Below are 21,081 nucleotides of genomic sequence, written 5' to 3'. Positions count from 1 at the left end.
TCGTCGAGGTCAGTGGGGGAGGACGAGGCTCACCCCCAGCCCGATCATGACGACCGCGATCACGGCATCGAGGATCCGCCACGCGCGCGGCGTGGAGAGCCAGCGCCCGAGGAAGCGTGCGCCGAGGGCGAGCCCGAAGAACCAGACGACGCTCGCGGCCATGGCACCGGCCGCGAAGAGCCAGCGCTGATCGCCGTGGGTGCTCGCGACGGTGCCCAGCAGGAAGACCGTATCGAGGTAGACGTGGGGGTTCAGCCACGTCAGCGCGAGGCAGGTGAGCACCACCGGCAGCAGACGGGTGCGGGTGGCGAGGCCGGCCCGGGTGCTGCCGGGAGCCGGGACGGAGTCGGCATCGTCGGACGCGTCGAGGCCCTGGTCGGATCCGCGCCACGCGCGTCGCGCGGCGAGCAGTCCGTACACGACCAGGAATGCGGCGCCGGCCCAGCGGACCACGTCGACGAGCCACGGCACCGCCTGCAGCACGAGCCCGACGCCCGAGACGCCCAGTGCGATGAGGAGCGCATCGGATGCCGCGCAGATCGCCGCGACGGCGACGACGTGCTCACGCCGGAGCCCCTGGCGCAGCACGAAGAGGTTCTGCGCGCCGATCGCGATGATGAGCGAGAGGCCGAGGCCGAAGCCTGAGAGGACGGAGGAGAGCACTCTTCGACGCTAGGCGTGCGCGCATCTTCAGTCCAGCTCACTATTCTTCAGGTGCATTAGCCTGGCTGATGTGAAGATCCCGTTCGAGCTGGCCGAGACCGTCGCAGCGGTCGTGGACGAGGGCACGCTCGATGCCGCCGCCCGACGACTGCACATCACTCCGTCCGCGGTGAGCCAGCGGATCAAGGCCCTGGAGGAGCAGCTGGGGCGCGTCGTGCTCGTGCGGTCCAAGCCGGTGCGCGCGACCGAGGCGGGCGCGGCGGTCATCCGCCTGGCCCGTCAGGCGGCGCTGCTCGAGCATGACACGCTCGCCGCGCTCGGTGCCGACCCGGATGCCGGCGGCCGCACGTCGGTCCCGCTCGCGGTGAACGCGGACTCCCTGGCCACCTGGTTCCTCGAGCCGCTCGCGCGGCTGTCGCAGCGGCATCCCGTCGTCTTCGAACTGCATCGCGACGACCAGGACTTCACGGCCGGACTCCTCGAGTCGGGCACCGTGATGGGGGCTGTCACGTCGCGGGCGACGCCGGTGGCGGGATGCCGCGTGAGCAGCCTCGGTGCGATGCGGTACGAAGCGGTGGCGACCCCCGCGTTCGTCGAGCGCTGGCTGGGCGGCGACCGGCGGACCTCTCTCGAGACGGCGCCGATCGTGGACTTCGACCGACGCGACGACCTGCAGAAGGAGTGGCTGGCGGCGGAGGGGATCGATCCGGCGCTGCCGCCGCGCCACTACGTGCCCGCGTCGAACGATTTCGCCACCGCTGTGCGCCTCGGCCTCGGCTGGGCGCTGCTGCCCACCTTCCAGTCCCACGCACCGCTCGCGAGCGGTGAGCTCGTGCGTCTCGGCGGGCGCCCCGTGGATGTGGCACTGCACTGGCAGCAGTGGAATCTGCGCTCGCCGCTCCTCGACGCCATCGCGGACGACATCGTCACCGAGGGCAGGCGGGTGCTCCGCCGGGCGTGAGCCCGCCGGGACTGCGCCGGCCACGCACCCTCAGTCGTCGCTGACGCGCAGCACGATCTTGCCGCGGGTATGGCCCTCCTCGAGCATGCGGTGCGCCGCGGCGGCCTCGTCGAGCGGGAAGACCCTATCGATGTAGACCTGCACCGCCCCGGAGTCGAGCAGCCGGGCGATCGTGGAGAGTGAGCCGCCGTCGGGGATGACCTTGTAGCTCGTGGCCCGCACGCCCGCCGCTGCGGCGGCCGCGGCATACTCCGGCCATGAGTCGGTCGCGACGACGACGTACAGGCCGCCGGGCCGCAGCACGTCGAGCGACCGACTGCCGGTGCTCGCGTGCACGTTGCCGATCAGGTCGATCACCACGTCGACGTCGGCGATGACCTCTTCGAATCGGGTGGTGGTGTGGTCGATGACGACAGCCGCGCCGAGCTCGCGCAGCCACGCGGCGTTGCGTCCCGACGCGGTCGCGGTCACGTGCGCCCCGAAGTGCGCGGCGAACTGCACGGCGAAGTGCCCCACGCCGCCGCCGCCGGCATGGATCAGGATGCGCTGTCCCTCGTGTGCATGGGCCGTCTCGACGATGAGCCCCCACGCCGTGAGGGCGGCCAGCGGCACCCCGGCCGCCTCGACGTGCGAGAGCGAGGCCGGCTTGCGCGCAACGGAGAGGGAGGGCACGACGGCGTACTCGCCGTAGGTCCCGCCGGACCGCGGGAAGGCGGTCATGCCGAAGACGGGCGTGCCCGGTGCGAGCGGGTGCGCCTCGTAGGGGCTCTTCACCACCACGCCGCTGAAATCGAAGCCGAGGGTCGATGGGTAGCCGGGGATCTGGGCCGACACCCCGGCACCGCGCCGCGACTTCGCATCGATGGGGTTGACCCCGGCGGCGACGATGCGCACGAGCAGCTCGCTGATCACCGGTGAGGGGACGGGAGCCTGCGCGAGGCGCAGCGCCTCCGGCTCGCCGGGAGAATCGAACACGACGGCGTTCATCGTGGTGGGCGGGGCGGTGACGGCCACCCGTTCGACATCGGAGGCAGAGGCTGATCGCAGCGGCCGGAATCTCATCGGACGCCCCCTTCGGCGCTACATCATCGTCGTCGGCACTCGCGGCCGCAGTCACGCCAGTCAAGCGCGAGATTGTCTCGCCCGTGTTACGCGGGTGCTACCACGCCGAGAAACCCCGCCGGGCGGATGTCAGGAGGTGGACGACTCGTCGGGCGTCACGCCCGCCGTGAGCGCGTGCAGCAAACGCGACAGATTGCGGATGTCGTCGAGGTCCCACTCCTCGAGCGCGGCCACGAGCGATCGCTCCTGCGGCGCCCGCGCCTCGGCGAGCCGCGTCAGACCCTCGGCGGTCGGCGAGAGCAGACTCGAGCGCCCGTCGTCGGGGTCGGGCGTGCGCTGGATGAGCCCGAGCTGCTCGAGCTCGCGGACGGTGCGGCTGATCTGGCCTTTGTCGGCCATGAGGCTGTCGGCGAGAGCGGACAGCGTGATCGACTCGCGGCGCACGATCGTCGTGAAGACCTTGTATGCCCCGGGAAGCATGCCGGGGCTGACACGGCTCGCGTTCTCGGAGATGACGCGCCGGAAACGGTTGATCAGCTCGCCGAACTCCGCCTCGAGGGCGCGCACCGCTTCGGTGCGCGCCTCTCGGGTCTCGTCATCCGTCATCGTGATCGACATTAGCGCCGGTGGGCGGATGCCTCGTCCGCGTGCGCCTCGGCGGTCTCGGCGGAGCCGCGCGGTGCGGCATCCGTCCTCTCCTCTGCTCCCGTCGCCTCGAGAGCCGACATGCCCTCGGCCGTCGTGATCGTGGCGAGGTCGGCCTCGCTCGCGGCCGCGCGCTCGCTGGTCGTCATGCGGTTCAGCGGGATGTTCGGCAGGAAGACGATCGCGATGAGGCTGATCACGGCCAGCGGCACGGCGATGAGGAACGAGTGGGCGATCGCCTGCGCGTAGATGTCCTCGACGATCACGCGGATCGACTCGGGCAGCTTCGACACCTGCGGGATGGTGCCCGACTGGAGCTGCTCCGCGATGGCCGCCCCCTTCTCGCCGAGCTTCGCGATGGCGGAGCCGATGTCTTCCTTCCGCACGCCGAACAGGTCGGTGGCCGACGTCGCGAGGGCCGCGCCCATGACCGAGACGCCGACTGTGCCGCCGAGGCTGCGGAAGAACGCGACACCGGAGCTGGCGACGCCGATCTCACTGGGCTTCGAGGTGTTCTGCACGATGAGCACCAGGTTCTGCATCGTCATTCCGACGCCCGAGCCGAGCAGGAACATGTACAGCGACACGAGCACGAAGTGGGTGTCGTAGTGGATCGTCGACAGCAGGTACGAGCCGGCGATGAGCAGGACGCCGCCGACGCTGAGGTACGGCTTCCAGTGGCCGTGACGGGTGACGAGGCCGCCGATGACGATGGAGGCGATCAGCAGGCCCGCGATCATCGGAATGGTCATGAGGCCGGCCTCGGTGGGGGTCGCGCCGCGCGCGAGCTGCATGTACTGGCTGAGGTAGACCGACGTGCCGAACATCGCGATGCCGATGGAGATCGATGCGATCACGGCGAGCGTGAACGTGCGGTCGCGGAACAGGGTGAGCGGGATGAGCGGCTCCGTCGAGCGCAGCTCGACGATGACGAAGGCGACCGCGGCCAGCAGCGCGCCGCCGACCATGAGGATCGTCTCGGTGCTCCACCAGTCGTAGTCCGAGCCGGCGTTGGTGACCCAGATGAGCACCAGTGAGACGGCGGTCGACAGCAGCACGATACCGAGGTAGTCGATGCGCGCCTTGGTCTTCGGGCGTACGGGCAGGTGAAGTGTGCGCTGGAGCATGATGAGCGCGGCGACGGCGAACGGCACGGCGATGTAGAAGTTCCAGCGCCAGTCGATCGTGTCGGTGATGAAGCCGCCGAGCAGGGGCCCACCGACGGTCGCGACCGCCATGACGGCGCCGAAGAGGCCCATGTACCGGCCGCGCTCACGCGGGCTGATGATGTCGGCCATGATGATCTGGCTGAGCGCCGCGAGACCGCCCGCGCCGATACCCTGCACCGCGCGGAACGCGATGAGCGTGCCCGGGTCCTGCGAGAATCCGGCGGCCGCCGTGGCGACGACGAAGATCACGATCGAGAGCTGGATGAGCAGCTTGCGATTGAAGAGGTCGGCGAGCTTTCCCCAGATCGGGGTCGAGATCGCCGTGGTCAGCAGAGTGGCGGTGACGACCCAGGTGAACGCCGCCTGGTCGCCGCCGAGGTCGTGGACGATGACGGGGAGCGAGGTCGAGACCACGGTCGATGCGAGCATCGACACGAACATGCCGAGCAGCAGGCCCGTGAGCGCCTGCAGGATGCGGCGGTGCCGGCGCACGTCGTCGGCGCCGGGTGCGCCGGGGGCGGTGTCGACCGATCCGGTCGCGGCAGGAGATGCCATGGAGAGTCCTTTTGTGCAGCGGAAGAAAGGGAGGTGTACGCGGCGCGCGACCGCGAATGGTTGACGGAAGTCAAAAGTTGATAAGAGTCAACTATACGCTTAATCGTTGATATCAGTCAACTATTCCCTGACGTGTGAGCCGAGACGGGGAGGATGGGGCCATGTTCAGTGTCGAACTGGTGCCGGATGCCGTGATCGAGGCCGCCGTCCGCGATGACTGGGCGCGGCTCCAGCATGCAGACCTGCCGAACTCGGGTCGCAACCCGTCCCCGAGCAACCGTCCTCACGTCACGCTCGCGGTCCGCGACGAGCTCGCAGCCGAGATCGTCCGCGGGGCGGAGGAGCACCTGCCGCTGCCGCTCGAACTGAGCGGGATCCTGCTCTTCCCGCGGCGGCGCGGAGTCGTCGTGGCGCGCCACGTGGTCGTCTCCGCTGCGCTCCTGGCGCTTCATCGAGACATCGCAGGGCGGCTGGGCGCCCCGCCCCCGCGCTACGCCAACACGGCGATCGGACGCTGGACCCCGCATGTCACCCTCGCACGCAGCGTGCCGCCCGCCGAGGTCGCGTCGGTGCTCGCCACGATCGAGGCCGAGCACGTCGTCGGCGAGGCGGTCGGTCTGCGCGTATGGGATGCCACGGCCAAGACGATCACGACCCTGCGCTGAGGCGTGGGCGGAGCCCCGGCGGCGCTAGTCGGCCAGGGCCAGCGCGCGGAAGGGCTGACGCGGAGCCGCGGGCTGCGGCATCCGCTCTCCCACCGGAGGGCGCGTCCTGGTCGTGCGGTGGTAGAGCTCGTCGATGAGAGCGGTCGCCAGCGTCACCAGCTTGGCGATCTCGGCCTCATCGCGGTCGACCCAGGCGCACCGCGGCTCATCGTCGACGGGGACGAAGCCGTCGTGCTGCTCCCACGCGACGAGGGTGCGCTCTGCGCCGAGCACATGCTGCTGCCACCACACCTGACGAAGATACGAGCGGGGGATGCTGCGCCAGGGCTTGTTCGTCGTCTTGATCTCGCTGAGGGTGACGCGCCCGCCGGCGTCGACGCCGATGCCGTCGGGCGTCGCGAGGTGGCGCTTCTCGACCACCGCGTGGAACAGCGCCGACGACGGCCGGATGCCGTGCGTCGCGGCGACCCACGCCGCGATCTCGGGCTCGCGCGCGCGCCCGTGGGCGGTGTAGGCGTTGCCCGAGAACCCCGACCCCATCAGCTTGGCGTCGGCGGCGCGGGCGATGGCCCGCTCGGATGTCAGGGCCGCGACATCGGTCGCCGTGATTCCGCGTGATCGCGCCCGCACCCAGGCCACCCGGTCGCGGGAGTCCGCGACGATGCGGGCGGCGAGTTCCGGGGTCACCACACGAGGCTACGCCGCCGGCGCGACATCCGCCGCCACGACCCGCGTCTGCGGCGAGGCTGGTCAGGCGTGGCGTTCGAGGAACGCGTAGACCTCGTTGTCGTCGACGCCGGGGAACGTGCCGCGGGGGAGCGGCGAGAACATCTGCATGTGCACGCGGGCGCTCGGCCAGGCCTTGCCCGCCCAGCGCTCGGCGACGTCGGCGGCGGGACGGCGGCAGCACGACTCGTCGGGGCAGGTCGACGTCGCGCGCTTTTGCGTCTCGCGGCCGCGGAACCACCGCGCGTCATCGAACGGGACGCCGACGGTGATCGAGAACTCGCCCTCGGACGTGGTGCCCGTCTGCGTGGAGCACCAGTACGTCCCTGCCGGGGTGTCGGTGTACTGGTAGTGCTCGGTCGTGCGGTTCTGCTCCGAGAACGCCGCCCGTGCCGAGAACTTGCGGCACGCGATCTGGCCGTCGACGGCCCCCGTGACGTCGGCCGGAAGCGGCAGGTCGTCGTTCTCGTACACGCGCGTGATGGCGCCTGAACCGTCGACGCGGAGGAAGTGCAGCCGGATGCCGAGGTGCTGCGTCGCGAGGTTGGTCAGGCGCATGCCCGCCGCCTCGTGCGTCACGCCGAACGCGTCGCGGAAGTCCTCGACCGCGAGGTTGCGGTCCTTCTTCGCCTGCTGAAGGAACGCGACCGACGCGGTCTCGGGCATGAGACAGCACGCCGCGTAGTAGTTGATCTCGAGGCGCTGCTGCAGGAAGTCGGCGTAGTCGGTGGGGCGCTTGTGGCCGAGCAGGCGGTGTGCCATCGCCTGCAGTGCCATCGAGCGCAGACCGTGGCCGCCCGGGATGGACGCCGGCGGAAGGTAGATGCGGCCGTGCTCGAGGTCGGTGACCGAGCGCGCCGAGTGGGGGAGGTCGTTCACGTAGATCAGCTCGAAGCCGAGCTTCTCGGCCATGATGCTGACGGTGCGATGCGTCAGGGCGCCCGACACGTGCCCCGCGGCCTTGAGCTGCTTCTCGGCCAGCTTCTCGATGTCAGGGAGGTAGTTGTCGAGGTCGCGCATCTTGAGGCGGAGCTCGGTGTTCGCGCGACGCGCCTCCTCGGGGGTCGCGATGGCTTCGCGCTCGCGGCGCTGCAGCTCGCGGTGGAGGCCGAGGATCGACTCGATGGTGTCGTCGGCCATGCCCTTGGTGACCTTCACGGGCGCGATGCCGAGCTGACGGAACACCGAGCTCGCCTGTGCGCGCTCCAGCTCGATCTCGAGCGCGGCCCGTCGGTTCGGGGGCTCGGACGACAGCAGATCACCGACCTCGACGCCGGTCGCCGTGGCGATCGCCTGAAGCAGGGAGAGCTTGGGCTCGCGCTTGCCGTTCTCGATCAAGCTGAGCTGACTGCCGGCGACGCCGACGCGCTCGCCCAGCTCATCGAGGGTGAAGCCGTGCGAGATGCGCTGATGCCGGATGCGGTGGCCCAGGGTCGACAGTTCGAGAGCGGTAGGGGGCATTCCTTGATGATAGCGAAAGAATCGAAAGTCTTGACATGCCTGACGCTGCGAAGACGTCATGTATTGCAACGAAAGTAGAGGAAGACCTCAGTTCTGAACGTCTCATCGAAGAGGAGCGACCCATGGCCCTTGCGGACATCTTCACCCGGCCCGAAGGTTCGAGCGCGACACGCCCTGATGCCGTGAGCCGCAGCTACGGTCAGCTGCCCACGATCCAGGGGCCCGGAATGGCCGAGCTGGCGGCGTGGGTCGACGAGATCACTGCGCTGACCAAGCCCGACCGGGTGCACTGGGTCGACGGCAGCCGCGCCGAGAACGACGCGCTCCTGCGCGAGATGGTCGACGAGGGCAAGCTGATCAAGCTCAACCCCGAGTGGCGTCCGGGCTCGTACCTCGCGAGGTCGCACCCCAGTGACGTCGCCCGCACCGAGGCGCGCACCTACATCGCCTCGGAGCGCGAGGAGGACGCGGGTCCCACGAACAACTGGGCCGCCCCCGACGAGATCCGCGCGACCATCACCCCGCTCTTCGACGGGTCGATGCGCGGTCGCACGATGTACGTGGTCCCCTTCTCGATGGGCGCCGTCGGCGGCCCGCTCTCGCACATCGGCGTGCAGATCACCGACAGCGCGTACGCCGTCGCCTCGATCGAGATCATGACGCGCGTGGGCACCGAGGTGCTGCGCGAGATCGCCGGAGGGGCCCCCTGGGTCAAGACGGTCCACTCGGTCGGCGCCCCGCTCGAACCCGGCGAGGCCGACGTCGCGTGGCCGTGCAACGACGAGAAGTACATCGTCCACTTCCCCGACACGCTCGAGGTGTGGTCGTACGGCTCCGGCTACGGCGGCAACGCGATCCTTGCCAAGAAGTGCTTCGCGCTGCGCATCGCCTCGGTGATCGGCCGCAACGAGGGCTGGCTCGCCGAGCACATGCTGCTCATCCGCGTCATCGATCCGGCCGGCCGTGCTTACCACCTGGCCGCGGCGTTCCCGTCGGCGTGCGGCAAGACCAACCTCGCGATGCTGCGTCCGACGATCCCCGGCTGGCGCGTCGAGACGCTCGGCGACGACATCGCGTGGCTGCGCCCCGGCGAGGACGGCCGCCTGTGGGCCATCAACCCCGAGGCTGGCTTCTTCGGCGTCGCGCCGGGCACCGGCGAGTCGACGAATGTCACCGCGGTCGAGACGCTGTGGGGCAACACGATCTTCACCAACGTCGCGCTCCGTCCGGACGGCGACGTGTGGTGGGAAGGGCTCACCGACGAGGCGCCGGCCGAGCTCATCGACTGGGAGGGCAACCCGTGGACGCCGGCATCCGGTCGACCCGCCGCCCACCCCAACTCGCGCTTCACGGTCGCTGCGGCCCAGTGCCCGCAGATCGCGCCCGATTGGGACGCGCCCGAGGGCGTGCCGCTCGACGCGATCCTCTTCGGCGGTCGCCGCGCCACGAACGTGCCGCTCGTCGTCGAGGCCACGGACTGGACGCACGGCGTCTTCCTCGGCTCGAACATCTCGTCTGAGCGCACCGCGGCCGCGGAAGGCACCGTCGGCGAGCTGCGCCGCGACCCGTTCGCGATGCTGCCCTTCTGCGGCTACAACATGGCGGACTACTTCGGCCACTGGCTGAAGGTCGGGCAGAAGCTGCGCTTCGACCGTGCTCCGCGGATCTTCCAGGTCAACTGGTTCCGCAAGGGCACGGACGGCCGGTTCCTGTGGCCGGGCTTCGGCGACAACTCGCGCGTCATCGACTGGATCATCCGTCGCCTCGACAACGAGGTGGGCGCCGTCGAGAGCCCGATCGGCCGCCTGCCCCGTTCCGAGGACCTCGACCTCGACGGCATCGAGGTGTCGCAGGCCGACCTCGACGAGCTGTTCGCGATCGACCCTGCACTGTGGCTCCACGAGGCAGATCTGACCGAGGAGTTCTACCGCACGTTCGACGGCCGTGTGCCGGCGCCGCTGTGGGCCGAGCTCGCCGCACTGCGGTACCGCCTGCAACGCGCCTGAGCGGTCTTGGAGGATGCCCCGGCCCCGCACCTGTGCGGCGGGTCCGGGGCATCCGCCTGTCCCGTGTCCGCTCCGGGGTGATCCCCACACTCAGCCGACCGCTCGAGGCGGGCGCAGTCGACCGAGACAGGTCACACCAGGAGCTGGTGCTTCGCGAGGTCGCGGTAGAGCGGCGTCGACGCGACGAGCTCGGAATGCGTGCCCTCTCCCACCACGCGGCCGTGCTCCATCACGACGATGTGGTCGCTGTCCACGACGGTCGACAGGCGGTGCGCGATCACGATGAGCGTTCGGCCGGTGGCCACAGCGTCGATCGCCTCGCGCATGCGCTGCTCGTTCAGGCCGTCGAGCGACGAGGTCGACTCGTCGAGCAGCAGGATCGGCGGCGCGGCCAGCAGCGCTCGCGCGATCGCGAGGCGCTGGCGCTCGCCGCCCGACAGCATCACTCCGCTCTCGCCGACCGGAGCGTCCAGGCCCAGGGGATTGCGGTCGAGCACCTCGCCGAGGTTCACCGCACGCAGCACCGCGTCGCATTCCTCGTCCGTCGCGTCGGGCGAGGCGAGGCGCAGGTTGTCGCCGATGGTTCCGGCGAGGGTCGGAGCGTCCTGCTCCACATAGCCGAGCCGGGCCCGCAGGTCCGTTCGGTCGAGGGCGCGCACGTCCGTCCCCTCGAGGAGGATCGCCCCACCGGTCGGGTCGTAGAAGCGCTCGATGAGCGCCAGCGTCGTGCTCTTGCCCGCGCCCGACGGCCCGACGAGAGCCACCCGGGCGCCGCGGGGCACCGAGAACGAGACGCCGCGCAGCACCTCGGCCGCGGCATCCGATTCCCGCCCTCCGTCGAGGGATGCGTCGTCGCGCACGATCGCGCGCGTGTCGACGTGCGCGTTCTCGAGCACCGCGAGGGCCTCGGTCTCGGCCTTGCGGCGGGCCGCCACGACGGCCTCGGGGTAGCGGAAGCGCACATCACGGAACTCGATCGCGGGGGTGTCGGCCGGGGACGCGGCATCCGTCGATCGCTCGATGGCGCGGGCGATCGCCGCGTCGTCCTGCGACTCGGTCGGGAGGTCGAGCACCTCCTGGATGCGCCCGAGCGCGCCGAGGGCCTGGTTGACCGAGGTGATCGCGCCGAAGAACGAGCCGAGCGGCGCGATCAGCATGAAGAGGAACATGATGAAGGTCACGAGGCTGGCGATGCCGATGGCGCCGGACGCGACGCGGTAGCCACCGAGCCCGATGACGACCAAGAGGGACACCTGCAGGGCGATGCCGGCGATCGGCACGACCAGCGCCGATACCTTCGCGATGCGCACGCCGACCCCGTAGGCCTCGGTCGCGCGCTCGGTGACCGCTGCGACCTCGCGCTCCGTCGCGCCCGAGGCGCGGACGGTGCGGATCGAGCCGACGGCGCGCTCCACGCCGGACGCCAGTTCGCCGACTTTCTCCTGCTGCTCGGTGGAGGCGGTGCGGATGCGTCCGCTCAGCGCCGTGACCGCGAGCACCGAGATCCCGATCACGAGCACGATCAGGGCGAGCAGCACCCAGTCGATGAGGGCCATCGCGATGAGGGCGCCGACGAAGAGCAGCGCGTTGCCGATCGCGTCGGCCAGCCCCTGGGTGAGCACTGCGTAGAGCAGTGTGGTGTCGCTCCCGACGCGCGACACGAGGTCGCCGGTGCGACGGGCGTCGAACTCGCTGACGGGCAGGTGGAAGATGCGCGCGATGAGCTTGCGCCGGCTCGAGTAGACGACGGCGGTGCCGGTGCGCTGCAACAGGTAGTGCTGCCAGCCCGAGATGAGCGAGGCGGCGATGACGAATCCGACGAGCGCCCACAGCAGCATCCCGAGCGGGAGGCTATTCTGCACCCGCTCGATCACGAGGCCGACGAGCAGCGGCTGCGCGAGCATGGCCACCGCGCTCAGCACGCTGAGCACCGCGACCACGACGAGCGTGCGCTTGTGCTCGAAGAGGAACGGCAGCAGCTGGCCGAAGGTCGCGCGCGGGCCGTCGTCCTTCGCGCGGCGGCGGCCGCGTCCGGGGCGGCCGCGGGTCGGCGCGGCCGAGGGTGCGGGCGCGGGCGCGTCGTCGAGTTCGGCGGAGGGCATGGCGGTACCTCGTTCGTGCGTGGGGGTCACCTTCGACCGTACTTCCTGTGGACGGCCTGCTTCGTCACGCCCAGGGCGCCGGCGATGGCCTGCCAGGAGTACCCGAGGTTGCGCGCCTTGCGCACCTGCACCTCTTCGGCGCGGGCCAGTTCACGGCGCACATCGGCGAGCCGGTGCAGCTCGGCGATGGGTTCGCGCTCGGGGGCCGAGCCGATGAGGATGCGCAGGTCGTCGCCGCTCACGGGTCTCCTTCGATGAGGGATGCCTCGGGGCGGGCGTCCCGCGTCAACAATAGTTGACAAGTTCCCGGGATGTCAACATACGTTGACGTCGGTGGGCGAGTGCGGCCGGGTCGCCCGTTCCACCATCAGGAGACACGCCGCGCGGGACCTTCGGGTGGCGCGCGAAGGTCGGCGAGTCGCCTGACTGCGGACCCGTGTGTGGGTGTCCGCGCGCGGGGTTAGGGTTGTCCGGTGCCTGCCCCCGTGATCGATGCGAAGAACCTCGTCAAGGCCTACAAGGTCAAAGGAAAGCCCGACTTCCTGGCTGTCGACGGCCTGTCGTTCGAGGTGGCTCCGGGCGAATCGTTCGGCCTCCTCGGGCCCAACGGAGCGGGCAAGTCCACGACGATGAAGATGATCGGCGCGGTGTCGACGCGCACCGACGGCGACCTGTCGATCCTCGGGCTCGACCCCGACCGCTACGGGCCCGAGATCCGGTCCCGGCTCGGCGTCGTGCCGCAGCAGGACAACCTCGACGGCGAGCTCAACGCCCGCGAGAACCTCTACATCTACGGCCGGTACTTCGGCCTGCCCGGAAAGGTCTGCGCACAGAAGGCCGACGAGCTGCTCGCGTTCGCCGCGCTCGAAGACAAGGCAAAGAGCAAGGTCGACGCACTCTCGGGCGGTATGAAGCGACGCCTGACGATCGCGCGCGGCCTGATCAACGACCCGCGCATCCTGCTGCTCGACGAGCCGACCACGGGCCTCGACCCGCAGGCCCGCCACGTGCTGTGGGACCGCCTGTTCCGGCTCAAGGAGCGCGGCACCACGCTCGTGCTCACGACGCACTACATGGACGAGGCCGAGCAGCTCTGCGACCGACTGATCGTGGTCGACAAGGGACGCATCATGGCCGAGGGCACGCCGGCCTCGCTCATCCGCGACCACTCCAGCCGCGAAGTGCTCGAGGTGCGCTTCGGCTCCGATCGCAACGAGCAGGTCGCCCCGCAGCTGCAGGGCATCGGGGATCGCGTCGAGGTGCTGCCCGACCGGGTGCTCGTCTACGCCGGCGACGGCGAGGCGGCACTCGAGCAGGTGACCCAGCGCGGACTGCATCCCGTCACGAGCCTCGTGCGCCGCTCGAGCCTCGAAGACGTCTTCCTGCGCCTCACCGGACGGTCGCTGATCGAATGAGCGGCGCACTTCCTCCGGATGACGGCGAGCGGATGCCGCAGCCGACGCACGCCGCTGTCACCACCGACGCGAGCCTCGACGAGCTTCGCGCCGAGGCGATGGAGTGGGGTCGCAAGCCCCGCGGCCTCGGCACGTTCTACGTCACCGAGCACATGGTGCGCGCGATGCGCGCCTACGGCTGGACGATCATCATCGGCGCGCTCGGGCAGCCCGTGCTGTATCTCCTCGGGCTCGCGGTCGGGCTCGCGGCACTGATCGATGCGCCCATCGACGTGGGAGGACAGCAGGTTCCCTACCTCGTGTTCGTGGCGCCGGCCCTGCTCATGACGTCCGCCGTCGCGGTGGCCTCCGAGGAATTCACGTATCCGGTCATGGCCGGGTTCAAGTGGCGCCGGTACTTCTACGGCTTCAACGCCTCGCCGCTGTCGTCGGGGCAGATCGCCAACGGCGTCGTCGCCGGCGCCGCCGCCCGCATGGGCGTGACGGTGGTGCTCTACTTCCTCTTCATCGTGTTGTTCTTCGCGTGGCTGCAGCCCGACGCGACGCGCCCCGGCACGGCGTGGCTGGCGATCTTCATCGCGCTGCTCGGCGGGCTCTCGTTCGGCACGCCGCTGTTGGCGTACGCCGCATCGATCGAAGACGACAAGGGTCAGTTCGCCCTCGTGCAGCGGTTCGTCTTCATGCCGATGTTCCTGTTCTCGGGCACGTTCTACCCGTTGAGCGCGCTGCCCGACTGGCTCGAGTGGATCGGCTGGGTATCGCCGCTGTGGCACGCGACCGAGCTCGGCCGCGTCGTGACCTACGGCCAGCCGTCGCCGCCGATCCTGATCGTCGCGCACGTGGGCTACCTGCTGGCCCTGGCGATCGGCGGACTCGTCGTCGGCCGCCGGCTGTTCGAACGGAGGCTCGCGAAGTGAGCGTGGCGACGGCGACCGAAGCGCCCATCCGAGCCGGCGGCGTGCGCGCGTTGTGGGCGGGCAACCCCCACTCCGTGGTCCAGCGGGGGCTCATCGCGGCGCGTTCGTCGAGCTGGATCGTCGTCCTCTCGGGCTTCTTCGAGCCGGTGTTCTACCTCGCGTCGATGGGGATCGGGCTGGGCTCGATCATCGGAGCCGTCGAGACGTCGAGCGGCGCCCAGGTCTCGTATGCGGCGTTCATCGCACCGGCGCTGCTGGCCGTCTCGGCCATGAACGGCGCGATCTACGACTCCACGTGGAACGTGTTCTTCAAGCTGAACTACGGCAAGCTCTACGAGGGCATGCTGGCGACGTCGCTCGGCCCGCTCGATGTGGCGCTCGGCGAGATCATGTACGCCTTGCTGCGCGGCCTGCTCTACGCGACGGGCTTCATGATCATCATGCAGATCCTCGGGCTGAACCTCGCGTGGACGGCCATCCTGGCGATCCCCGCGGTGCTCCTCATCGCGTTCGGCTTCGCGAGTCTCGGCATGGCGGTGACGAGCTACATGAAGACCTTCCAGCACATGGACTGGATCAACTTCGTGCTGCTGCCGATGTTCCTGTTCTCGGCGACGCTGTACCCGATCTCGGTCTACCCCGAGTGGATCCAGCACGTCATCATGGCGTTCCCGCTCTGGCACGGCGTCGAGCTCGTGCGCGGTCTCACGACCGGCATCCTCGCGCCCGAGATGTGGTGGCACGTGCTGTACTTCGTCGTCATGATCGGCATCGGCTTGGTCTTCACCACGAAGCGCCTGCGCGCCCTCTTCCTGGACTGACAGACGCGAGCGGATGCCGCGCCCGCGCGACTCGATCGAGTGAGAGAGGGATGCCGCGGGCCAGGCCCGCGGCATCCCTCCTTCACGAATCGTGGTGGACGAACGCCGCCTACAGCGAGCCGGTCTCGCCGAGCCCGAGGTTGTCGTCGTAGTCGACGTCCTTGGTCTCCTTCGACAGCGCCAGCGCGATGATCGTCAGCACGGCGGAGCCGGTGAGATAGACGCCGACCAGCCATGGCTGGCCGCCGGTCGCCGCCCACAGGGCGACCGCGACGATCGGTGCGAGCGCGGCGCCGAGGATGGACGACACGTTGTACGAGATCGCCGATCCGGTGTAGCGGACGTTCGTCGGGAAGAGCTCGGGCAGGATCGCCCCCATCGGGCCGAAGGTGGCGCCCATGAGCATGAAGCCGAAGATCAGGAACGCCTGCACGAGCGCGCCCGTGAACATCGGATCGAGCTGCGGCAGCAGGAAGACGTTGAACGTCAGGCCGAACACCGCGATCGCGGCCGTCACCCAGAGCAGGAGCTTGCGGCGCCCGATCGCGTCGGCGACGGGGCCGGACAGCAGCGTGAAGATGCCGAAGAACACCACGCCGACGATCTGCATGATGACGAAGTCGGTGTAGCCGAAGCCGAGTCCGGGAATGTACGTCGCGGCGTCGAACGGTGTGCCGGCGGCCTCGGCGGCTGCCCGGGCTGTCTCGGTCGCCGCCTTCGTGCCGTACGACAGCGTGAAGCTCGTCATCAGGTAGAAGAGCACGTACGTCGCCAGCATGATGAACGTGCCGAGGATGAGCTGCCACCAGTGCTTGCGGATGGTCTCGCCCAGCGGGAACTTGCGGATCGCGCCCTTCGCCTCGGCCTTCGTGAACGTCTCGGACTCGACCAGGCGCAGACGCACCCAGAGGCCGATGATCACCATGACGGCGGAGAACAGGAACGGCACGCGCCATCCCCACGCGAGGAAGGCCTCGGAGCGCTGCGCGGCGCCCTCGGGGTGCGGGAGGGCGAAGTTGATCAGCAGGAAGATCGTGTTGGCGATGATGAAGCCGAGCGGGGCGCCGAGCTGGGGGAACGTGCCGTACCAGGCGCGCTTGCCGGCCGGCGCGTTCTCGGTGGCGACCAGCGCCGCTCCCGACCATTCGCCGCCGAGCGCGAAGCCCTGCGCGAGGCGGAGGATGAGCAGGAGGAGCGCGGCCCAGAGGCCGATCTCGTTGAACGTGGGCAGAAATCCGATGAGGAAGGTCGCGATGCCCATCGTGAGCAGCGAGGCGACGAGCGTCGCCTTGCGGCCGAACTTGTCGCCGAAGTGCCCGAAGACGACAGCGCCCAGTGGGCGGGCGACCATGGCCGCACCGAACACGCCGAACGAGGCGAGCAGCGCGGTGGTCTCGTTACCGGTGGGGAAGAAGAGGATCGGGAAGACCAGCACGGCGGCGGTCGCGTAGACGTAGAAGTCGTAGAACTCGATCGTCGTGCCGACCAGGCTTGCGGTGATGACCCTCGAACGGGGATTCGCGGGGGTGGTCGTGGGGGAGGGTGCGGGTGCAGTGGGGGAAGACATTCAATACCTGTGGAGCGCGAAGCGGAGCATCCTCGTGGGACGAGTGGTGGGCAGGCGCTCGACGCAGGGTGACGCATCAGGCGGCTCTGCACTGGGTCACCGGGAGCAGGGACTGATCACCCGACTCCGAAGAACAACCCTAACCCGCGTGCATCGATACGAGGGGGCGGCTGCCACCGGAAGACAGCGATCGGATGCCGCGGCCGGGCCGCGACATCCGATCGATGGGTGTCTGCTTCCGGTTCAGCGCCAGAGCACGGCGATCGCGGCGTTGACGAGCGTGAGCAGGCCGATCGACCAGAAGATCACCGGCGGCACGGAGCCGCTCTTGCGCTGGCGGCCGGCACCGATGCCGAGCAGGGCGCCGATGATCAGCAGGATGACGAGCTTCACGCCGATCTTGGTGTAGTTCAGGTCGTAATCGATGCCCCACGGCGCGGCCAGGATGAGTCCGGCGACGCCGGCGATCGCAAGGCCCCAGTGCATCAGGCGCGTGATGCCCCGGTGCCCGTTGACGAGTTCGACGACCCACGCTCCGAAGAGGATCGCGAACCCGACGAGGTGGAACAGCAGGACGAGGTGGCGAAGGAACTCCATGGACGTCACGGTATGCCCGTCCTGCCCCGACCGCCAGCAAGGCGCGCCTCACCGGGGCTCACCGGTGCGGCATCCGAGCAGATCGATGCGCGACGGTGGTCGCCGGTCGACGGGCCGGTCAGCCCGCGCGCAGCTCGCGGAGCACCAGAGCCGTGCGGATCGCCGCATCCGCTGCTTCGTGGCCCTTGTCCTCCTCGGAGTCGGCGAAGCCGGCGCGCGCGATGCCCTGGGCCTCGTCGTCGAGCGTGAGCACGCCGAACCCGACCGGCTTGCCGGTGTCGAGCGCGACGCGGGTCAGGCCGTCGGTCGCCGCCGACGACACGAACTCGAAGTGGGGCGTGCCGCCGCGGATGATCACGCCGAGCGCGACGACCGCGTCGGCCCCCGCCTCGAGCGCGGTCTTCGCGGCGACGGGCAGCTCGAACGATCCGGGGACGCGCACGAGGCGCCACGTCGCCCCGGCGGCATCGAGAGCGCGCTTCGCGCCGGCGATGAGCCCGTCGGTGATCACGTCGTGCCACATGCCGGCGATCACGACGACGTCGAGACCGGAGGCGTCGACGGTCTCGACAGCCTGGGGAGCGCCCTTGCCGCTCATCGCTCTGCTCCTTCGTGCATCTGCGCCAGCGCGTCGGCGAGGTCGCCCTCGTCGATGAGGTGGCCCATCCGGTCGCGCTTGGTCTCGAGGTACTGGTGGTTGTTCGGTCCGACACCCACGAGCAGCGGCACCTGCTCGACGATGTCGAGTCCGAACTCGCGCAGCTGCTTCACCTTGTCGGCGTTGTTCGTGAGGAGGCGCACCTTGTCGACCCCCAGGTCGGCGAGGATCCCGGCGGCGGCCGCGTAGTCGCGCGCGTCGGCGGGCAGGCCGAGCGCGAGGTTCGCGTCGACGGTGTCGAGGCCGCGCTCCTGCAGCGAGTAGGCACGCAGCTTGTTGATGAGGCCGATGCCGCGCCCTTCGTGGCCGCGCATGTAGACGACCACGCCGCCGTCCTGCTCGATCGCGTCGAGCGCGGCGTCCAGCTGGGGGCCGCACTCGCACTTGAGCGAGCCGAATGCCTCACCCGTCAGGCACTCCGAGTGCACGCGCACGAGCGGTGCCTCGCTCAGCTCGCCCGACACGACGGCGAGGTGGTCGGTGCCGGTGATCCGATCCTTGTAGGCGAGGAAGCGGAACTCGCCGTGCGAGGTCGGCACGAGGGCCTCGGCGCGCAGGCTCACGCGCCGCTTGTGGGCGGCGTGCGCCGAGGTGGCGGAATCGCGCGGCTCGTGCTCGTTCAGGTAGGCGATGAGCTGCTCGATCGTGATGACGGGCACGCCGTCGCGTGCGCCGAGCTCCTGAAGCCCGGGCAGCCGCATCATCGAGCCGTCCTCAGCCACGACCTCGGCGATCGCGCCCACCGGCTGCACCCCGGCGAGGCGCATGAGCTCGACGGCCGCCTCGGTGTGGCCGCCGCGCTCGCGCACGCCGCCGTCCACCGCGCGCAGCGGCAGGATGTGGCCGGGACGGATGACGCTCGTCGGACCCGACTCCGGGTTCGCGAGCACGTTCAGCGTGTGGGCGCGGTCGGAGGCGCTGATGCCGGTCGACACGCGATCGGCGGCGTCGACGCTCACGGTGTAGGCCGTCGAGCGGGCGTCCTGGTTGACCTCGACCATCGGCGGCAGGTCCAGCCGGTCCGCCCAGTCGGCCGGCATCGGCGCGCAGATGAAGCCGCTGGACCAGCGCACGGTCCACGCCAGCCACTCGGGCGTCGCGAGCTCGGCGGAGAGGACGACGTCGCCCTCGTTCTCCCGGTTCTCGTCGTCGGCGACGATGACGGGCTTGCCGGCGCGGATCGCGTCCAGCGCCTCGGGGATGGTGGAAAGGCTCACTTCGAGCCTCCTTCCGTGGGTGCGGCGGCGGCCGCAGGGTACTCGGGGACGGCGGGAGCGGCCGGAGCCGCGGAGGCGAACGCGTGGAGACGCTGCACGTGGCGGGCGAGGATGTCGGTCTCGAGGTTGATGCGGTCGCCGGCGACCCGGCGGCCGAGCGTCGTCGCCTCGAGCGTCTCGGGGATGAGCGAGACCTCGAACCAGTGGATGCCGTCGGCCGGCGCCGCCGGGCTGGCCGCGCTCACGGTCAGCGAGACACCGTCCACGGCGATCGAGCCCTTGTCGACGACGAGCGGGGCGAGGTCGGCGGGGAGCGCGATGCGCAGGACACGCCACTGCGCACCCGGACGCACCTCGAGCACCTCGCCGGTGCCGTCGATGTGGCCCTGCACGATGTGGCCGCCGAGGCGGCCGTGCGCGACGGTCGCACGCTCGAGGTTGACGGGGCGCCCGGCCTCGACCGCGAGCAGCGTCGACATGTCGAGCGTCTGGCGCATGACGTCCGCGGTGAACCAGTCGGCTCCCTGGTCGACGACGGTGAGGCACACGCCGCTGACCGAGATGGAGTCGCCGTGCGCGGCATCCGACACCGCCTTCGGCGCGCGGACCGTGAGGCGCACCCCGTCGCCGGAGGCCTCGACCGCGGTGACCTCGCCGATCTCCTCGACGATTCCGGTGAACATCAACTGACTCCTTCTGTGGCAGGGGCGGCGACGACCAGCAGATCGTCGCCGAGCTTCTCGACGTCGCGCACGGCGAGGCGGCGCGCTTCGCCGATGGTCGTGACGCCGACGTCGCGCAGGGCGAGCATGTCGCCGCCGATCAGCGCGGGCGCGATGTAGACGAGGAACTCGTCGGCGAAGCCGGCGCGCACGAACGAGGCCGCGACGGCGGGGCCGCCTTCGACGAAGACGCGGTGCACGCCGCGCTTGCGCAGGTCGTCGAGCGCGGCGGCGAGGTCTCCCGGGTACTGCACGAAGGGGAGTGGATGCTGTCGCACGGCCGCGCCCTCGGGCACGGAGCGCTCGCCGAGCACGACCGGCAGGGGCTGATGCGCCAGCAGGGAGCCGTCGACGTCGCGCGCGGTGAGGGCGGGATCGTCGGCGAGGAGCGTGCCCATGCCGACGACGATGGCGTCGGCGGCCGCGCGACGCCGGTGGACATCCGCGCGCGCAACGGGTCCGGTGATCCACTTGCTCGTGCCGTCTGCCGCCGCAGCGCGGCCGTCGAGGCTCTGCGCCCACTTGACCGTGACGTGCGGTCGACCGAGGCGCTGGACGGTGAGCCATGAGTCGAGCAGTGCGTGCGCGTCGTCGGCGAGCACTCCCGACTCGACCGCGACGCCGGCGTCGCGCAGGCGCCGCGCGCCGCCGGATGAGATGTCGTTGGGGTCGTCGATGGCATAGACCACGCGTGCGACGCCCGCGGCGATGAGCGCCTCGGCGCAGGGGCCGGTGCGGCCGGTGTGGTTGCAGGGCTCGAGGGTGACGATCGCGGTCGCCCCGGCGGCGTCGCCCGGGGAGAGGTGCGAGAGCGCATCGACCTCGGCGTGCGGAGTGCCGGCGCCACGGTGCCAGCCCTCGGCGAGGATCTCGCCGGCGGGGGAGAGGATCACGGCACCGACCTGCGGGTTGATCCCGCGCGGGCCGCGGCGGGCGGCGTCGAGCGCCCGACGCATCGCGTCGTGCTCAGCCGGTGTCGCCGTCATCCGTGTCCTCCGTGTCGGTCGCGGTGATCCGGGGCACGGGAGACCGGCGACGCGCATGGCGTCGCCCGTGCTGCCTCCCATCCGGACTAGCGACAGATACCTGTCGCATCACCGTCGGTTCCGGATTTCCACCGGATCAGCCGTGGCGGCACCCGTTCGGGTGCTG

Annotated in this window: 20 protein-coding genes; 6 read left to right on the top strand and 14 right to left on the bottom strand. The window is 70.2% G+C overall.

From position 1 onward, the window contains the following. Positions 1-9: 9 nt before the first annotated feature. Positions 10-663, bottom strand: coding sequence for an L-lysine exporter (gene lysE, locus ACFC1W_RS14285; protein WP_375993781.1), 654 nt, complete (start codon positions 661-663; stop codon positions 10-12). Positions 664-733: 70 nt separating this feature from the next. On the opposite strand from lysE, the gene ACFC1W_RS14280 reads away from it, so the two are divergent. Beyond that, the gene (locus ACFC1W_RS14280) at positions 734-1,624 is read left to right on the top strand and encodes a LysR family transcriptional regulator ArgP (RefSeq protein WP_375993780.1); all 891 of its coding nucleotides are present in this window, start codon (positions 734-736) and stop codon (positions 1,622-1,624) included. Positions 1,625-1,654: 30 nt separating this feature from the next. Here ACFC1W_RS14280 and ACFC1W_RS14275 read toward each other — a convergent pair whose 3' ends face one another. The 3 genes from ACFC1W_RS14275 to ACFC1W_RS14265 form a co-directional block, all read right to left on the bottom strand. After that, positions 1,655-2,686, bottom strand: coding sequence for an NADP-dependent oxidoreductase (locus ACFC1W_RS14275; RefSeq protein WP_375993777.1), 1,032 nt, complete (start codon positions 2,684-2,686; stop codon positions 1,655-1,657). 129 nt (positions 2,687-2,815) lie between these two features. Next, positions 2,816-3,292, bottom strand: a complete 477-nt coding sequence (locus ACFC1W_RS14270; RefSeq protein ID WP_375993775.1) for a MarR family winged helix-turn-helix transcriptional regulator — start codon at positions 3,290-3,292, stop codon at positions 2,816-2,818. An 11-nt stretch (positions 3,293-3,303) separates the two neighbouring features. Then, a complete protein-coding gene (locus ACFC1W_RS14265; RefSeq protein WP_375994008.1) occupies positions 3,304-4,941 on the bottom strand; it encodes an MDR family MFS transporter in 1,638 nt (545 codons plus the stop codon). A 275-nt stretch (positions 4,942-5,216) separates the two neighbouring features. Between ACFC1W_RS14265 and ACFC1W_RS14260 the strand changes: the two genes are divergently transcribed. Beyond that, complete coding sequence (locus tag ACFC1W_RS14260; protein WP_375993773.1) at positions 5,217-5,720, top strand: 2'-5' RNA ligase family protein; 504 nt, start codon at positions 5,217-5,219, stop codon at positions 5,718-5,720. Positions 5,721-5,744: 24 nt separating this feature from the next. Here ACFC1W_RS14260 and ACFC1W_RS14255 read toward each other — a convergent pair whose 3' ends face one another. After that, on the bottom strand, positions 5,745-6,407 hold the full coding sequence (locus ACFC1W_RS14255; RefSeq protein ID WP_375993770.1) for a YqaJ viral recombinase family protein: 663 nt from the start codon (positions 6,405-6,407) through the stop codon (positions 5,745-5,747). A 63-nt stretch (positions 6,408-6,470) separates the two neighbouring features. Next, the gene (locus tag ACFC1W_RS14250) at positions 6,471-7,907 is read right to left on the bottom strand and encodes a helix-turn-helix domain-containing protein (RefSeq protein WP_375993768.1); all 1,437 of its coding nucleotides are present in this window, start codon (positions 7,905-7,907) and stop codon (positions 6,471-6,473) included. Positions 7,908-8,029: 122 nt separating this feature from the next. Between ACFC1W_RS14250 and ACFC1W_RS14245 the strand changes: the two genes are divergently transcribed. Further along, entirely contained in the window at positions 8,030-9,913 is a 1,884-nt protein-coding gene (locus ACFC1W_RS14245; RefSeq protein WP_375993765.1) for a phosphoenolpyruvate carboxykinase (GTP), read from the top strand. Positions 9,914-10,044: 131 nt separating this feature from the next. Here ACFC1W_RS14245 and ACFC1W_RS14240 read toward each other — a convergent pair whose 3' ends face one another. Both ACFC1W_RS14240 and ACFC1W_RS14235 read right to left on the bottom strand, forming a co-directional pair. Continuing rightward, positions 10,045-12,015: an ABC transporter ATP-binding protein gene (locus tag ACFC1W_RS14240; RefSeq protein ID WP_375993763.1), complete on the bottom strand. Its 1,971-nt coding sequence runs from the start codon at positions 12,013-12,015 to the stop codon at positions 10,045-10,047. 26 nt (positions 12,016-12,041) lie between these two features. Next, positions 12,042-12,257 carry an AsnC family protein gene (locus ACFC1W_RS14235; RefSeq protein WP_241112440.1) on the bottom strand — a complete coding sequence of 72 codons (216 nt, stop codon included), beginning with the start codon at positions 12,255-12,257 and terminating at the stop codon, positions 12,042-12,044. Positions 12,258-12,488: 231 nt separating this feature from the next. On the opposite strand from ACFC1W_RS14235, the gene ACFC1W_RS14230 reads away from it, so the two are divergent. From ACFC1W_RS14230 to ACFC1W_RS14220, 3 genes are read left to right on the top strand one after another with little or no spacing between them, the layout of a single operon-like run. Continuing rightward, a complete protein-coding gene (locus tag ACFC1W_RS14230; RefSeq protein ID WP_241112439.1) occupies positions 12,489-13,430 on the top strand; it encodes an ABC transporter ATP-binding protein in 942 nt (313 codons plus the stop codon). A 32-nt stretch (positions 13,431-13,462) separates the two neighbouring features. Continuing rightward, entirely contained in the window at positions 13,463-14,347 is an 885-nt protein-coding gene (locus ACFC1W_RS14225; protein ID WP_375994006.1) for an ABC transporter permease, read from the top strand. Then, a complete protein-coding gene (locus ACFC1W_RS14220) occupies positions 14,344-15,168 on the top strand; it encodes an ABC transporter permease (protein WP_375993760.1) in 825 nt (274 codons plus the stop codon). Before ACFC1W_RS14225 ends, ACFC1W_RS14220 begins: the two co-directional genes overlap by 4 nt. Positions 15,169-15,277: 109 nt before the next feature. Here the strand turns inward: ACFC1W_RS14220 and ACFC1W_RS14215 are convergent, their stop codons facing one another. The 6 genes from ACFC1W_RS14215 to ribD form a co-directional block, all read right to left on the bottom strand. Further along, positions 15,278-16,735: an MFS transporter gene (locus tag ACFC1W_RS14215; RefSeq protein ID WP_375993758.1), complete on the bottom strand. Its 1,458-nt coding sequence runs from the start codon at positions 16,733-16,735 to the stop codon at positions 15,278-15,280. Between the two features lie 243 nt (positions 16,736-16,978). After that, a complete protein-coding gene (locus ACFC1W_RS14210) occupies positions 16,979-17,332 on the bottom strand; it encodes a Fe-S protein (protein ID WP_375993755.1) in 354 nt (117 codons plus the stop codon). 118 nt (positions 17,333-17,450) lie between these two features. After that, the gene (gene ribH, locus ACFC1W_RS14205; protein ID WP_375993753.1) at positions 17,451-17,930 is read right to left on the bottom strand and encodes a 6,7-dimethyl-8-ribityllumazine synthase; all 480 of its coding nucleotides are present in this window, start codon (positions 17,928-17,930) and stop codon (positions 17,451-17,453) included. After that, positions 17,927-19,207, bottom strand: a complete 1,281-nt coding sequence (ribA, locus tag ACFC1W_RS14200) for a GTP cyclohydrolase II (protein WP_375993750.1) — start codon at positions 19,205-19,207, stop codon at positions 17,927-17,929. The genes ribH and ribA overlap by 4 nt, the downstream gene beginning before the upstream one ends. Beyond that, the gene (locus ACFC1W_RS14195) at positions 19,204-19,890 is read right to left on the bottom strand and encodes a riboflavin synthase (protein ID WP_375993747.1); all 687 of its coding nucleotides are present in this window, start codon (positions 19,888-19,890) and stop codon (positions 19,204-19,206) included. Before ACFC1W_RS14195 ends, ribA begins: the two co-directional genes overlap by 4 nt. After that, a complete protein-coding gene (gene ribD, locus ACFC1W_RS14190) occupies positions 19,890-20,915 on the bottom strand; it encodes a bifunctional diaminohydroxyphosphoribosylaminopyrimidine deaminase/5-amino-6-(5-phosphoribosylamino)uracil reductase RibD (RefSeq protein WP_375993744.1) in 1,026 nt (341 codons plus the stop codon). Before ribD ends, ACFC1W_RS14195 begins: the two co-directional genes overlap by 1 nt. Between the last annotated feature and the right edge of the window lie 166 nt (positions 20,916-21,081).

The sequence above is a fragment of the Microbacterium sp. NPDC056003 genome (assembly GCF_042274785.1).
Classification (GTDB): Bacteria; Actinomycetota; Actinomycetes; order Actinomycetales; family Microbacteriaceae; genus Microbacterium.
Note: the sequence above shows the minus strand (reverse complement) of the source record. Positions and strands in the feature narration are given on the sequence as shown.